Here is a 13,937-nt window from a genome sequence, read left to right on the forward strand (position 1 = left end):
AGAACTCCCACTGTCACCAGCAACCACACCATGGGGTATCTATAGCGCACGACGAGGGGCCGGACACCAGGGGGTCACGGGGGAGGCCAGGCGATGCCGCACAGTCTGCGCATCTCGTCCATGACTCGGAGCGTGGTGAACGAGTCGGCAAGTGACCGGTGTTCGGTCTGCGGCCGGCCCGCGGTGATGCGGTCGGCGGCGGCCCGTTCCTCGTCGATGTGGGCGACGCTCACGACCTCGGCGCCGGACACCCAGGGGTGCAGTGTGTGCACAGGGTCGGTGCCCGTGTCGCCCGCGCCGACGACCCCGATGCGTACGGTGGTCACCCCAGATGCACCCACGTCCCCCGCTCGGCCGAGCGCGCCATCGCATCCAGAGCCACGGCACTGGCCACGGCGTCGCCGAGCGTGGCGCCGACCGCGGTTCCCTCGGCGATGGAGCGCAGGAAGCGGTGGGCCTCGATGACCTTCAGGTCGTCGTAGCCCATCGCGTTGGCCGCGCCCGGCTGGAACGCGGCGTACTCGCCGGCGCCCGGGCCGACGTACACCGTGCTGAACGGCTGGTCCTGATAGGTCGTGCCGCGGCTGACGGCGAGTTCGCCCATGCGGCGGAAGTCCCAGGAGACGGCGCCCCTCGTGCCGTGCACCTCGAAGCCGTAGTTGTTCTGCTCGCCGACCGAGACACGGCAGGCCTCCAGGACGCCGCGGGCGCCGGAGGCGAAACGCAGCAGGCAGTTGACGTAGTCCTCGTTCTCGACCGGCCCGGGCGCGCCGCCGGTGGCGAGGGCGTGGCCGGCGGTGGCGCCGGTCGGCCGGGCGCGTTCAGGCAGGAAGATCGCGCTGTCGGCGGTGAGCGCGGTGATGTCGCCGAGCAGGAACCGGGCCAGGTCGGCGCCGTGCGAGGCCAGGTCGCCCAGGACTCCGCTGCCGCCGTGTGCCCGCTCGTAGCGCCAGGTCAGGGCACCGTCCGGGTGGGCGGCGTAGTCGCTGAAGAGGCGGATGCGGGCGTGGGTGACCGTGCCGATCTCGCCTGAGGCGATCAGGTCGCGTGCGGCCTCGACGGCGGGCGCGTTGCGGTAGTTGAAGCCGACGGTGCCCTGGACGCCGGCCTTGGCGGCGGCGTCGGCGACCGCCCGGGCGTCGTCGGCGGTGAGCCCGACGGGCTTCTCGATCCAGATGTGCTTGCCGGCCTCGGTCATCGCCACGCCGATCTCGCGGTGCAGGAAGTTCGGGGCGGTGATGCTGACCGCCTGGATCCGCGGATCGGCGGCCACCGCCCGCCAGTCCCGGGTCGCCGCGGCGAACCCGAACCGCTCCGCGGCCTCCTCCGCCCGGCCGGGTACCTCGTCCGCGACGACGAGCAGTTCCGGCCGCACGGACAGCTGGGGGAAGTGGTGCGGCAGGCGGGCGTACGCCTGGGTGTGCACCCGTCCCATCCAGCCGAATCCCACGACGCCGACGCCGAGCGTATTCACCATGAGCGCCCTTCTTTGGACCGTTCCAGAGCCTGGTGGCCCACCATGAGTCCCACTTGAGCCGGATGTCAAGGGGCTTTACAGGAGCAGACGCGCTATGGAACGGTCCATGCCATGAGCGCTCCGACCATCCGTGACGTCGCCGAACGGGCCGGCGTGTCCAAATCCCTGGTCTCGCTCGTGCTGCGCGGCTCGGAGGGTGTCCGGCCGGAGAAGCGCGAGGCCGTCCTCGCGGCGGTCGAAGCGCTCGGTTACCGGCCCAACGCGGCCGCGCGCAGCCTGAGCGAGCGGCGCACCCGCACGGTGGGGGTGCTGCTCGACGACATGCGCAACCCCTGGTTCGTGGAGCTGCTCGACGGCCTCAACGCACGGCTGTACGACAACGGCCTGCACATGCTGCTGGCCGACGGCCACCTCAACCGGCGCCTCGGCGAGGACCTCACCCGGACCTTCACCGAACTCCGCGTCGACGGCCTGATCGCCGTCGGCACGCTCCAGGACCCCCAGGCCCTGCGCACCGCCGCCGGACTGGTCCCCACGGTCGTCGCCGGCACCCGCGAACCGGTGCTGCCCGGCGTGGACATCGTCGCCAACGACGACGAGCACGGAGCCCGTCTGGCCACCGAGCACCTCATCGGCCTCGGTCACCGGCACATCGCCCACATCGCCGGGCAGGGCGCCGTCGGCGACCTGCGCCGGCGCAGCTTCGAGGCCACCATGCGCGAGCACGGTCTCGCCGGCACGGCGGTCGTGGAACAGGGCGACCTCACCGAGGAGGGCGGCTACCGGGCGGCCGTCCGGCTCCTGAGCCGCCCGCGGCGCCCGACCGCCGTCTTCGCGGTCAACGACATGACCTGCGTCGGCGCGCTCTCCGCCGCCGAGGAGACCGGGCTCCGGGTACCGCGGGACCTCTCCCTGGTCGGCTACGACAACACCTACCTCTCCCGGCTGCGCCATCTGTGGCTGACCACCGTGGACAACGCCAGCCATGACGTGGGCCGGCGCGCCGCGCAGCGCCTGCTCGACCGGATCGACGAGCCGGACCGCCCGAGCGAGGTCGACCTCGCCACCCCTTTCCTGGAAGTCAGGGGCACGACGGCCCCGCCGCTCGCCGGCATCTGACGGTCGTCGCCGCGAAGTCGCCTCGTTGTTGTGCGCCCAAAAACGATAGAAAGGTGACATGGGTGAAGTTTCGGGTCAGTCCGGGCGGGGTGCGCCTGATACGTCCAGGAGCACTCATGGGCCGGACCGGCGCCGCCGGAGAGGGGAGGCGTGGCGGTCGCTGCTGAGCGTGCGCAGCCTCGCCGGCCAGGTCTTCCTTCTTCAGCTGGCGGTCGTGGTGCTCCTCGTCGCCGCCACCTTGCTGGCCCTCGTGGTGCAGGCCCGACGCGACACCATGGCGGACGCCCGGACCCGGACGCTCGCCACGGCGCAGGCATTCGCCCACTCCCCGGGAATCGTGGCGGCGCTGCAGAGCACCCACCCGTCGGCGCTGCTGCAACCGCACGCCGAGGCGGCCCGTAAGGCCGCGGGCGTCGACGCCATCATCGTGTACGGACTGAACGGCATCACCCTCACCCACAGCGACCCGCACCAGATCGGCAAACGCGTCATCGGGCCTTACGCGCAGGCGGCGAACGGCCAACCGTTCACGAGCACCTTCCACGGGTCCCTGGGCCTCTCCGTGATCTCGGCGGTCCCTGTCGAGCGACCCGACGGCACGGTCATCGCCATCGTCTCCGTGCCCGTCACGGTCGAGCAGGTGCAGCACATGGTGAACCGGCAGCTGCCGGTCCTCTTCGGCGGCGCCGCCATGGCCCTCGCCGTCGCCGCGGGCGGGGCGGCCCTGGTGAGCCGCCGATTGCGGCGGCAGACCCATGGCCTGGGGCCGGTGGAGATGACCCGGATGTACGAGCACCACGACGCGGTCCTGCATGCCGTGCGGGAAGGGGTGCTGATCGTCGGCGATGACGGCCGGCTGCTGCTGGCCAACGACGAGGCGCGGCGGCTGCTGGACCTGCCGACGGACGCGGAGCGGCGGCACGTCACCGATCTGGGGCTGGAGGAGGACCTCGCCGGGCTGCTGGCCTCCGACCACCCCGTCACCGACAAGGTGTACCGGGCGGGCGACCGGCTGCTCGCGGTCAACAAGCGGCTCACCGCACCGCACGGCTCGGCCGGCAGCGTGGTGACGCTCCGGGACACCACGGAGCTGCTGGCTGTCTCCGGCCGGGCGGAGGTGGCGCGCGAACGGCTGAGGTCGCTCTACGACGCCGGGCTGCGGATCGGCACCACGCTCGATGTGAAGCGGACGGCCGAGGAACTGGCCGAGGTGGCGGTGCCCCGGTTCGCCGACATCGTCACCGTCGAACTGGTGGACCCGGTCCTGCGCGGCGAGGAGCCCCCCGCTGCGACCACCCGGATCACCGATCTGCGGCGCAGCGCCGTCACCGGTCTGGACGCGCGCCATCTCCTCCACCCCGTCGGCGAACTGATCCGGTTCGTCCCGGGCCACCCCGTCTCCATGGCGATGGCCCACGGCCGACCGGTCCTGGTCGGAGACCTCAGCGCCTCCGAAGGCTGGCTGGCCCAGCACCCGGAGCGTGCCCGGCGGATCCTCGAGCACGGCATCCACTCGATGCTCGTGGTTCCGCTGAGAGCCCGCGGCGTGGTGCTGGGCGTGGTGGACTACTGGCGCGCCGAGGGCTCCCCGCCGTTCGAGGACGACGACGTGTCCTTCGCCGAGGAACTGGCCGCCAGGGCAGCTCTGTGCATCGACAACGCCCGCCGCTACACCCGCGAACACGCCATGGCCGTCACGCTGCAGCACAGCCTGCTGCCACGCGGGCTGCCCGAACAGTCCGCCCTCGAGGTGGCCTACCGCTACCTGCCGGCCCAGGCCGGGGTGGGCGGGGACTGGTTCGACGTCATCCCGCTGTCCGGCGCCCGGGTGGCGCTGGTCGTGGGCGATGTCGTCGGCCACGGCCTGCACGCCGCGGCGACCATGGGCCGACTGCGCACCGCCGTTCACAACTTCGCCGGCCTGGACCTGCCCGTGGAGGAGCTGCTGGTCCGGCTGGACGAGCTGGTGGCCCAGATCGACGCCGAGGAGACCGCCACCGCCGGGGACGGGCAGGGGATGATCACCGGGGCGACCTGCCAGTACGCCGTCTACGACCCCACCTCCGGGCGGCTGGACCTGGCCACCGCCGGCCATCCGGGACCGGCGGTGGTCCGGCCCGACGGGACCGTCGACTTCCCCCAGCTGCCCGTCTCCCCGCCCCTCGGGCTCGGCGCCGGCCTGCCTGTCGAGACCACCGCACTCACCGTCCCCGAGGGTTCCCGGCTGGTGCTCTTCACCGACGGGCTGATCGAGGACCGCACCCGCGACCTGGACGCCGGTCTTCAGGCCCTGGGCGAGGCGCTGTCGGGGCCCGAGCGCACGCCGGAGGCCACGTGCGCGGCGGTGATGGACGCCATGCTGTCCGACCGGCCCCGGGATGACATCGCACTCCTGGTTGCCCGCACGTGCCGACTCGGTCCGGCGCAGGTCGCCGAGTGGGACGTGCCCCGCGACCCGGCGGCGGTGGCCCCGGTGCGCGCCGCCTGCGCCCGCCGGCTGACGGAGTGGGGCCTGGAGCAGGTCGTCTTCACCGCCGAACTCATCCTCAGCGAGCTGATCACCAACGCCGTCCGCTACGGCGCCGAACCCATCGCCGTCCGGCTGCTCCGCACGGAGCCGGTCAGCGGCCCGGCCGCGGGCGCCCTGATCTTCGAGGTCGCCGACGGGAGCAGCACCTCGCCCCGGCTGCGCCGGGCGAAGGCCACCGACGAAGGCGGCCGCGGCCTCTTCCTGGTCGCCCAGTTCGCCGAGCGATGGGGGACCCGCTACACGCCCACCGGCAAGGTCATCTGGGCCGAACAGTCCCTCAACGACGGCGCCACGCCGGAGGTGGAGGGATTCGGCGACATCCTGCTCGACCAGTGGGACGACACGGCGCTGTGAGCGTGGGGAGGCCGCGTGCCACCGGGGCAACACGCCGATCCGCGGGCTTCCCGGGCGCGATTCCGTCGGCGAGGCGGCCGGGTACTCTGGCCTCGATGACCACTTCGTGGACGCAGTAGACCCAAGGAAGCCAGGAGACACGACGCGAGGCCCGCCGCTTCGGACCCCCGGTGGAGCTGCGGCGGCCGGTCGGAGCGTGTGTGCCGGCGGACCGGAGTACGTCGGACCTCGGCCGCTCACGGAACACCACGACCGCGCCACGGCGGCACCGGGCATTCCCCGGTGGTTCGGCACACATCCTGCGACACGCCGGACTCCGTCGGCGACAACCGTTCCCCTACCCCAGGAGCAGTCGTGACCACACCCCGTGTCCGAGCAGCGGCAGTCTTCGGCTGCTCCGCCCTCGTGGCACTGGGCCTGAGCGCCTGCGAGCACACACCGACCGCCAGACCCCAGAAGCCGTCGGTGGCCACTTCCGCCGAGAACATGGGTGGCATGCGCGCACTGATCGCCGCGGCGAAACGGGAGGGCAGGCTCAGGGCGATCGCGCTGCCGCGTGACTGGGCCGACTACGGCGGCCTGATCGTCGGCTTCGAGAAGAAGTACGGGATCAAGGTCACGGTCGACAAGCCGCACGGCCACAGCGAGGACGAGATCGACGCCCTGCGGAAGAAGGGGAGCAGCCCGACAGCCCCCGACGTGATCGACGTCGGCGACACGTTCGCGCGGAGCGCGGCGCAGCAGAGTCTGCTGGCGCCGTACCAGGTCGTCCCTTTCGACTCGATCCCCGACAACCAGAAGGACGCCAACGCCTACTGGTCCAACAACTACGGGGGCTACATCTCCATCGGCTGTGACGCCAAGCGGGTCAAGATCTGTCCGGAGACCTTCGCCGACCTGCTGAAGCCCGCTTACAAGGGCAAGGTCGCGCTCGAAGGCGACCCGCCCCGGTCGGCCACCGCCTTCGACAGCGTCTACGCGGCCGCGCTGGCGAACAACGGGTCGTTCGACAACATCCAGCCCGGCATCGACTTCTTCGCCGAGCTGAAGAGGATCGGCAATTTCAACCCCGTCAATTCCACCACGGCAACGGTCGAGGACGGCCGTACCCCCATCAGCATCAACTGGGACTACATCAACCTCCACTACGCCGACGAACTCCGCGACAAGGGCGTCAACTGGCAGGTCGCGATCCCCTTCGACGGCAGCTTCGCCCAGTACTTCGCGCTGGCGGTCAACAAGCACGCCCCGCACCCGGCGGCCGCCCGTCTGTGGCAGGAGTACCTCTTCAGCCCGGAGGGCCAGAACCTCCGGCTGCTCGGCTACGCCCGCCCGGTGCTCATGGACGTCATGAGGCAGGACGGCACCCTCGACAAGGCCGCCGCCGCGCGCCTGCCGTCGGTGGAGGGGACGCCGCAGTTCCCGACGGACGCGCAACTGGAGAAGGCGAGGAAGACGGTCGACCAGGGCTGGGCGAAGGCCGTCTCCGGCTAGCTCGGAGGTCCGGCCGGGGGGAGGTGGAAAGTCCGGCCACGCCTCCGTACCGGACTCTCATCACCGGACTCTCACCGGACGACGGGCTTCATGTCAGCGGACGCCAGACGATGTCGTCTCGGGCGGTGAGTGCCGTGACCGCGTCGGCGGCGCCGAGCGACAGGGGCAGCGGGTAGCGGGCGCGGATCTTGCTCAGTTCCCGGTGGGAGCGGACGAAGGCGGCGAAGTCGCGTGGGTATGCGGCGGCATCCACTCCGGTCAGGAGGCCGATCTTGCGTGCGCGGGCGGCCGTACGCTGCCGGGCCCGTGCGTCGGCCGGGCCGATGGAGTCGGTGCCGTGGTTGAACAGCAGGATCCGGATCTCGTCGTACGGGGCGGAGGCGTCCAGGTAGGACTCCAGGTACGCGCGGGACGCCTCCGTCCCGAAGACGGTCCAGTACGGCACCGATCCGGTGCGCAGGGTCCACCAGGGTTCGAGCAGGAGGAACGATTCGACCAGGAGCCGACCGGTGGGCAGGCCACGGTCGGCGTACCAGGACCGGTAGAGGTCGGCCACGGCGGGGCTGAGCCGCTGCGGCGTGTCGAAGCGCAGCAGATGTGCGTCGAGCCGGTGCTGACCGGCGTAGGCCGAGATGTCGTCGAGCAGCGTGGGATCCAGGCCCCATTCCGCTTCCGGGCTCTCGCCGTCGGCGGCGGGCGGGTCCCAGTGGCGCACCGGGGCGCCGTAGCGGGCGAGCAGGTCGGCGACGCGGGGGCCGCCCTGGCGGTATTCCTCGGGCGTGGCATCGCCGAGGGCACCGAACTGGAACACATACCGGTCGTCGACCCTCGTGGTGGGCCGGCGCAGCGTGCGGTCGACGACGACGAGCAGGCCGCCCGGGGCCAGGTGGTCCCGGATGAACCGGCGGTAGGCGGCGGGCAGGCGGCGCCACTTGACCCGGAAGTACGTCATTCCGGCGATCATGAGACGGTCCTGGTTGGGATCGCGCATGTGGTGCAGGACGAGGTCCGGGTTGGCCCCGAGCAGCGCCCGGCCGGACTCGCGGACGGCGGCCAGGTCGCCGCGTGGATCGTCCGGGGCGACACCCCGGCGGCGCACCGGCAGCAGCAGTGTCCGCGGCAGCCAGGCCGCGTCGAGGGCGGCGGCGAGGTGTACCAGGGCGCCGTTGGCGGACCCGATGAAGATCACTGGGTAGCGGTGCCGGGGGTAGTGACCGGTGATCCACTCGGCGAGTGCCTCCGCACGCACGTCGCCGACGCGGTGCCGCGGGACGGCCTCCGCCCAGCCACTCGCGGCGTACACCCGTTCCCGGACCGCGACCGGCAGCCGGTTCAGCGCACCGAGGAGGCCGGACAGCGGCAACTCGAAGGCGGCGGGGAACGTGCCGAGGGCCGGGACGTCCCGGCCCGCGAGGAAACGCGACAAGGCACGCAGCATGCCGGTGGCCGAGTCGAACGAGGCGACCGCCCTGGCCGCCTTCATGGCGCCGGCCTCTGCTCCCGGGGTCCCGTGCCACCGCCCGCACCGGCGGCCGCGCATGTGTGAGCGAGGAAGTCGGTGACCAGCCGGACCAGCGAGTGCGCCTGCCGGTAGGGGACCATGTGACCGGACTTCTCCACCACGGCCAGCCGCCCCGCGGGCAGCAGCCGGGTCACCTCCTCCGCCCACTCCTGGGGAACCATCCGGTCCTGCGCCCCGCGCACCACGAGCGTCGGCATGACGACATGCGGGCAGCTTGTCCTCGATACGGTTGCGGGGCGACTCGGCGAACGCGCCGGCGACGTGGCGTCCGCCCGCGTCCCGGTGGTCGGCGAGGTCGAGCGCCGCCATCGAGACGCGCTCGTGGGGCGCGTTGCGCATCCAGCGCAGCAGCTGACGCAGGAAGCCGCGGGCGGCCGGGTCGAGGGTCGGTCCCACGAGCACCAGCGCGGCGATGCGGTCCGGATGCCGGACGGCGGCATCGACGGCCATCTGACAGCCGAAGGACCCGCCGAGAAGCACCACTTGGTCGAGTCCGACGGCGGCCGGCCACTCCACGAGCGCGTCGGCCAGCGCCCGCAATCCCAGCGGCTGCCGGGGGCCGGCGCTGGCACCGAACCCGGGAAGATCGACGGTCCACGCGTCGTGGTGGGGGCCAAGGGCCGCTATGAACGGCTGGAACTCCCGGCTGGAGACCCCGGCACCGTGGACGCACACCACCGGCGGTCCCGTCCGGCGATCCGCCAGGCCGCCATCGGCCGGCCACTCACCTCCGCCGTGATCCGTTGCATGATCCATCCCTACCCCGGAGTCCGCGGTCGTCCGCGGGGCGGGGCGCCGGACCACTCCCAGCGGCACGATCAGCCCACCCCGGTCGTCCGTCGGCTCACGACTGCGCACACGACCCAACACCCGTCATGGAAGGCCGTGTCGACGGCGTCAGGGAAGGGCGGGACGGCGGGGGCAGGGGACGCACGTCACGGCACATCACGCGCCTGGCAGCCACCTCCGGCCGGGGATCTCCTCCAGCCCGGCCACGGACAGCGTGGACGCCGCCGGGGTGACGCGCATGCCGGCCGTACGTGGTCAGCGCTGGTACAGCCCCACGATGGTGCCGCTGGCCAGCTGCTCCCGCTCCAGGACGGCGTGGGCCTCGTCGGCGGTGGCGCGGTCCGGGAGCGAGACCGGGGCGGGGAGGGCGTAGAGCCGGAAGAAGTAACGATGGGCCTCGTCGCCGACCGGGGGCTGCGGGCCGCCCCAGCCCCGCTCCCCGAAGCCGTTGCGATGCGCCTGGCTGCCCTGCGGGGTCTCACCGGCGCCCAAACCCCCGACGCGGGGGTCGATGCCGGTGACGAGCCAGTGCACGAAGGTTCCGGACGGCGCGTCCGGGTCCTCGCACAGCAGGGCCAGTTCCGCCGCGTCGTCCGGTACTCCGGACCAGGTGAGCGGGGGAGAGACGTTGTCCGCGTCATGAGCGTAGTGGCGCGGGATCATGCTGTGGTCACTGAAGGCTGCGCTTCTGAGTTCGATACCGGCCATGCGACCGGAGTACCCGCCGCGCGCCGGGCCATACGACCGAACCGCAGGGGATGACCGCAGAGGCGTGGGGTACCCGCCTGACAGACCCCCGTGCGAGGAGATGACTGGCATGCGGTTCATCGGACTGCTCCTTCTCGCGGGCGCGGCGGCCTTCACGGCCCTCGCGATCGCGGGCAACCTGTCCGGCGGGCCCCAGTACACGGTGTCCGTCCTCGATCACAACGTCGCCACCATGAGCGGCCTCGCCCTGTTCAGCTCCGGACTCGCCCTGGCGCTCATCTTCTGCGCGGGTCTGGCGATCATGGTGGGTGGCGCGGCACACGCCGGACGGCACCGGAGTACCCGGCCGCGCCGGACGCGGAACACCACGCTCGGCGGGACACCGGGCCCCGGCGCCCGGGGCTGACCAGCGCCCGGGCGCGGCAGCTCGAGCGGTGCCGCACCAGCTCGCCCGGTCCACGTCAGCCGCCCAGTCCAGCAGGCGCTCGCCCGTCTCGGGTGGCCGAAGCTGCTTCTCCAGTGGCGTACGCGTTCCCGGGCCAGTCCCACCTGGTCGGCCACCTGTTGCAGGGTGCGCGGGTGCCCGTCGTGCAGCCCGTAGCGCAGGCTGAGGATCATGGCTTCGCGGGGTGCCGGCACGCCCAGGGCGTCCCTGAGTTCCTCGGCCAACGCCCGGTACTCGGCGACCCGCGGAGCGTGGAGCACGTCGGTGGCGGGGATGAGGTCGCCGACCCGTCTCCCCGGTCTCGTCCACCGGCGTGTCCAGGCTCAGCGTCTGCCGCCCGACCCGGCGCAGCCAGGCGACCCGTTCCTCGTCGAGCCCGCTCTCCCGGGCGACCTCGCCGTCCGTCGGCTTGTGGTCGTGGCGCACCTGGAGGTGCCGTTCGACTTTCGCGAGCTTCTGCAGCTGCTCCACGAGGTGGGTGGCGGGTACCCGGCCGGAGCATCGGGACACGTGCACTGCCCGCACACGGACGTCTCCCGCTCCTGGTGCGGGGGGCGCACGCCGTTTGGGCCCGCGGCGGAGCGGGAACCCGGTCCGGCGTCCGCGGAAAGGGGACGCGCCGTGCCCGACACCGACAGGGACCACATCCGGAACCAGGCCCTGCCGCTGACTGATCCGGCGTCGCTGGACCCGCTGCTGGAGCGCATCGGCGACGCCCGCTACGTGCTGCTCGGCGAGGCGTCCCACGGCACCGCCGACTACTACCGGCTCCGGGACGCGCTCACGCGCCGGCTGATCGAGGAGAAGGGCTTCTCCTTCGTCGCGGTCGAGGGCGACTGGCCGGACTGCCAGGCCGTGCACTGCTCCGTGGTCGCCGCGCCGGACGCGCCCGACGATCCCGGCGAGGTCCTGGCGGGCTTCAGGCGCTGGCCGGCGTGGCTGTGGGGCAACACCGACGTGGCCGCGTTCACCCGGTGGCTGCGCCGGCACAACGAGGCCCTGCCGCCCGAGCGGCGCGTCGGATTCTTCGGGCTGGACGTCTACAGCCTGTGGGAGTCGCTGCACGCGGTGCTGTCCCACCTGCGCGAGCACGACCCCGACCGGGTGCAGGACGCCCTGGAGGCGTACCGCTGCTTCGAGCCGTACGCGCGGGATCCGCAGTCCTACGCGCCGGCCACGCGCTACGTGCCCGAGGGCTGTGAGCCACAGGTGGTGTCCCTGCTCACCGAGCTGCGGCGGCGGGCTGCGCAGGCGGCCGCCATGGACGGCTCGCACGCGGAGTTCGCCGCCCGGCAGAACGCCGAGGTGCTGGCCGGGGCCGAGGCCTACTACCGGGTCATGCTCGACAGCGGGCTCGAGTCGTGGAACATCCGGGACCGCCACATGGCCGACACGCTTGACCGGCTGATGGAGCATCATGGCCCCGATGCCAAGGCGGTGGTGTGGGAGCACAACACCCACATCGGTGACGCGCGCGCCACGGACATGGCCGACGTCGGCGAAGTCAACGTCGGCCAGCTGGTGCGCGAGCGGCACATGGGCAGGGGCGTGGTGCTGGTCGGGTTCGGCTCGTACTCCGGGACCGTGATCGCCGCGTACGCGTGGGGTGACGTGCCGAGGATCATGGCGATGCCGTCCGCGCGCCGGGGCAGTGTGGAGGATCTGCTGCACCGGGCGCTGCCCGGCGAGCGCGTCCTGTTCGTCTTCCCGCATGTGCAGCTCCAGCGTCCGCCCTCCTCCGGGCGCGGCGAGTGGTACCACGAAGAGCACGGTCACCGCGCGATCGGCGTGGTGTACCGGCCGCAGTACGACCGCGTCGGCAACTACGTCCCCACGGTCCTGGCCCAGCGCTACGACGCCTTCTGCTACCTCGACCGCACCCACGCGCTCACACCGCTGCCCCCCTTGGCCGAGGAGAGAAGGGAGGAGCAGACCTGGCCCGCGGGTGTGTGACACCTCGCGGTCAGGTCAGTTCGGGGTGGCCGAACAGCGCGGCGTATCCGCTCGGCAGCACGCTGAGCAGCTTGTGCAGCTCACCGCCCGACACGGTGCTGCCCACGGCGGTGAGGACCACTTCCGCGTCCCTCCGGGCGGTCGCCTCGTCCTCGGCGGCGGCCCGGGCCACCTGGCGGACGAACTCCTGCACGCCCCAGGTCCGTCCGGTGTTGCCCACTCCGGTGACGAATCCGCCGATCTCCAGGGGCAGTTGGTCCGCGAGGTGATCCGCCGCGGTGGGCTGCAGCCGGTCGCCCAGGGTGCAGAGGACGGCTTCGGTGACGCGGGTCGCCTCGTCGAGGTCGGGGTACTCTCCGCGCTCCCGCACGGTGGCGAGGAATTCGGTGGACGTCATGATTCGCTCCCGGTGGTGCTCCCTGGGGCAGGCCGATCGGCGCCGGGCCGAGGTCGGGGCGGCGGATGTCGGCCAAGGCCGGGCACCTCGGACGCCACGCAGACCGCGGCCGGCGCGTCCCGCACCTGCTGCCACTCCCTGCGCGCTCGGGTACCCGCGCCGTATGGCACCAACCGCCGTCCGGCAGCGGCCGCGCCACCGGGGCCCGCAGCCGGCTCGCGCCGGTTTCCAAGGCGTCGCCCGCGCGGTCGGTCCGCCCTCCCGCGACACCACCGTCCGTAGAAATCCGGTCACTGTCCGGGCGGAGCCATCGCCCTGCGGCACACGGGGTACTCGCCGGTCATCGTGTGCGTGGGTGGTGAGCGGCAATGGCGAACGACATCCTCGAACGAGGCGACATCTATTTCGTGTACCGGCCCAGAGTCGAGCAGGAGCAGGCTCACGCCATCGAGGACGTCCAGCGCCTCTTCATGATCCTCCAGCCGTCCGACAGCGACCGGAGCAGGCGCCTCGTCATCGGGCGCAAGTACCTGCCCCAGCCGGCGGAACACGAGCGGTTCTGGGGCTTCGTCGACGAGGTGGCCACCAGGCCGGAACCCGTCGCGGAGGACCTGCAGCGGCGGACGTACGACACGCGAACGCGCGGCAAGCGGACGCAACCCGAGGCGAGGCCGGCGGGAGAGGGCCGCTACGCGATCGTCCGGCACGGCGGTCACACGCATCTGACCTACGAACTGGAGATGCCCGCGAAGCCGGGCGCCGTCCAGAAGGAGCTGGCCATCGAGCCCGAGGCGAGCTACATCCTCGCGGTGAAGAATCCGCGGGCGGGCGCGCCGGCAGGCGTCGGTCCGCCTCCGCCGCAGCGGGCCGACCTGCCGAGCCGGGATCAGGACCGGTTCGAGGGACGTCGGTTCACCAGCGCCGAGCCCGAACTGCTCGACCAGGAGGGCACCGAGTTCGTACTGATCGGCGCCGCCCACGACGTCGAGCGGGAGCTGGACGTCCAGCTCGACACGGAGGCCGAGAGCCCCGAGTCGGCCGAGATCTTCCGCCGCCTCCACATGCCACGCGAGAAGCACCCCGTGGAACCCCTCACCAAGGGGGAGTGGCGTTAGACGGCCTGCCCCCCGGTGCTGGTCTCCCCTCGAC

12 protein-coding genes and 2 pseudogenes are annotated in these 13,937 nt (G+C 72.3%); 6 read left to right on the forward strand and 8 right to left on the reverse strand.

The genetic code is table 11. From position 1 onward, the window contains the following. Positions 1-74: 74 nt before the first annotated feature. Complete coding sequence (locus tag ACWDEN_RS25545; RefSeq protein ID WP_351602692.1) at positions 75-326, reverse strand: hypothetical protein; 252 nt, start codon at positions 324-326, stop codon at positions 75-77. Next, the gene (locus ACWDEN_RS25550) at positions 323-1,477 is read right to left on the reverse strand and encodes a Gfo/Idh/MocA family protein (RefSeq protein WP_450860222.1); all 1,155 of its coding nucleotides are present in this window, start codon (positions 1,475-1,477) and stop codon (positions 323-325) included. Before ACWDEN_RS25550 ends, ACWDEN_RS25545 begins: the two co-directional genes overlap by 4 nt. A 111-nt stretch (positions 1,478-1,588) precedes the next feature. Here ACWDEN_RS25550 and ACWDEN_RS25555 point away from each other — a divergent pair, with 111 nt between their 5' ends. The 3 genes from ACWDEN_RS25555 to ACWDEN_RS25565 all read left to right on the forward strand — a co-directional run bounded on the left by ACWDEN_RS25555 (position 1,589) and on the right by ACWDEN_RS25565 (position 6,974). After that, positions 1,589-2,596, forward strand: a complete 1,008-nt coding sequence (locus ACWDEN_RS25555) for a LacI family DNA-binding transcriptional regulator (protein ID WP_351602696.1) — start codon at positions 1,589-1,591, stop codon at positions 2,594-2,596. A gap of 58 nt (positions 2,597-2,654) precedes the next feature. Next, on the forward strand, positions 2,655-5,480 hold the full coding sequence (locus ACWDEN_RS25560; RefSeq protein WP_450860223.1) for a SpoIIE family protein phosphatase: 2,826 nt from the start codon (positions 2,655-2,657) through the stop codon (positions 5,478-5,480). Between the two features lie 354 nt (positions 5,481-5,834). Continuing rightward, complete coding sequence (locus ACWDEN_RS25565) at positions 5,835-6,974, forward strand: ABC transporter substrate-binding protein (protein ID WP_351602700.1); 1,140 nt, start codon at positions 5,835-5,837, stop codon at positions 6,972-6,974. 88 nt (positions 6,975-7,062) lie between these two features. Here the strand turns inward: ACWDEN_RS25565 and ACWDEN_RS25570 are convergent, their stop codons facing one another. The 4 genes and pseudogenes from ACWDEN_RS25570 to ACWDEN_RS25585 all read right to left on the reverse strand — a co-directional run bounded on the left by ACWDEN_RS25570 (position 7,063) and on the right by ACWDEN_RS25585 (position 9,993). After that, positions 7,063-8,457, reverse strand: a complete 1,395-nt coding sequence (locus tag ACWDEN_RS25570; RefSeq protein ID WP_450860236.1) for a hypothetical protein — start codon at positions 8,455-8,457, stop codon at positions 7,063-7,065. Then, positions 8,454-8,693, reverse strand: coding sequence for an alpha/beta fold hydrolase (locus ACWDEN_RS25575; protein WP_450860235.1), 240 nt, complete (start codon positions 8,691-8,693; stop codon positions 8,454-8,456). The genes ACWDEN_RS25570 and ACWDEN_RS25575 overlap by 4 nt, the downstream gene beginning before the upstream one ends. A gap of 142 nt (positions 8,694-8,835) precedes the next feature. After that, positions 8,836-9,252: pseudogene (locus ACWDEN_RS25580) on the reverse strand (alpha/beta fold hydrolase); the annotation flags it as partial. A gap of 288 nt (positions 9,253-9,540) precedes the next feature. Beyond that, entirely contained in the window at positions 9,541-9,993 is a 453-nt protein-coding gene (locus ACWDEN_RS25585) for a YbhB/YbcL family Raf kinase inhibitor-like protein (RefSeq protein ID WP_351602706.1), read from the reverse strand. Positions 9,994-10,102: 109 nt separating this feature from the next. Between ACWDEN_RS25585 and ACWDEN_RS25590 the strand changes: the two genes are divergently transcribed. Further along, the gene (locus ACWDEN_RS25590; protein ID WP_351602708.1) at positions 10,103-10,399 is read left to right on the forward strand and encodes a hypothetical protein; all 297 of its coding nucleotides are present in this window, start codon (positions 10,103-10,105) and stop codon (positions 10,397-10,399) included. Between the two features lie 57 nt (positions 10,400-10,456). Here ACWDEN_RS25590 and ACWDEN_RS25595 read toward each other — a convergent pair. Continuing rightward, positions 10,457-10,930, reverse strand: a pseudogene (locus ACWDEN_RS25595) (sigma-70 domain-containing protein); the annotation flags it as partial. A gap of 129 nt (positions 10,931-11,059) precedes the next feature. Here ACWDEN_RS25595 and ACWDEN_RS25600 point away from each other — a divergent pair. Further along, positions 11,060-12,391 (forward strand): erythromycin esterase family protein, encoded by a 1,332-nt coding sequence (locus tag ACWDEN_RS25600; protein ID WP_450860224.1) that lies wholly within the window; start codon positions 11,060-11,062, stop codon positions 12,389-12,391. 10 nt (positions 12,392-12,401) lie between these two features. On the opposite strand, the gene ACWDEN_RS25605 is transcribed toward ACWDEN_RS25600, so the two are convergent. Next, positions 12,402-12,788, reverse strand: coding sequence for a DUF2267 domain-containing protein (locus ACWDEN_RS25605; protein ID WP_351602712.1), 387 nt, complete (start codon positions 12,786-12,788; stop codon positions 12,402-12,404). Between the two features lie 368 nt (positions 12,789-13,156). On the opposite strand from ACWDEN_RS25605, the gene ACWDEN_RS25610 reads away from it, so the two are divergent. Continuing rightward, positions 13,157-13,903: a hypothetical protein gene (locus ACWDEN_RS25610; RefSeq protein WP_450860225.1), complete on the forward strand. Its 747-nt coding sequence runs from the start codon at positions 13,157-13,159 to the stop codon at positions 13,901-13,903. The last annotated feature ends 34 nt before the right edge of the window (positions 13,904-13,937 follow it).

The organism is Streptomyces sp. NPDC001153, from assembly GCF_053598315.1.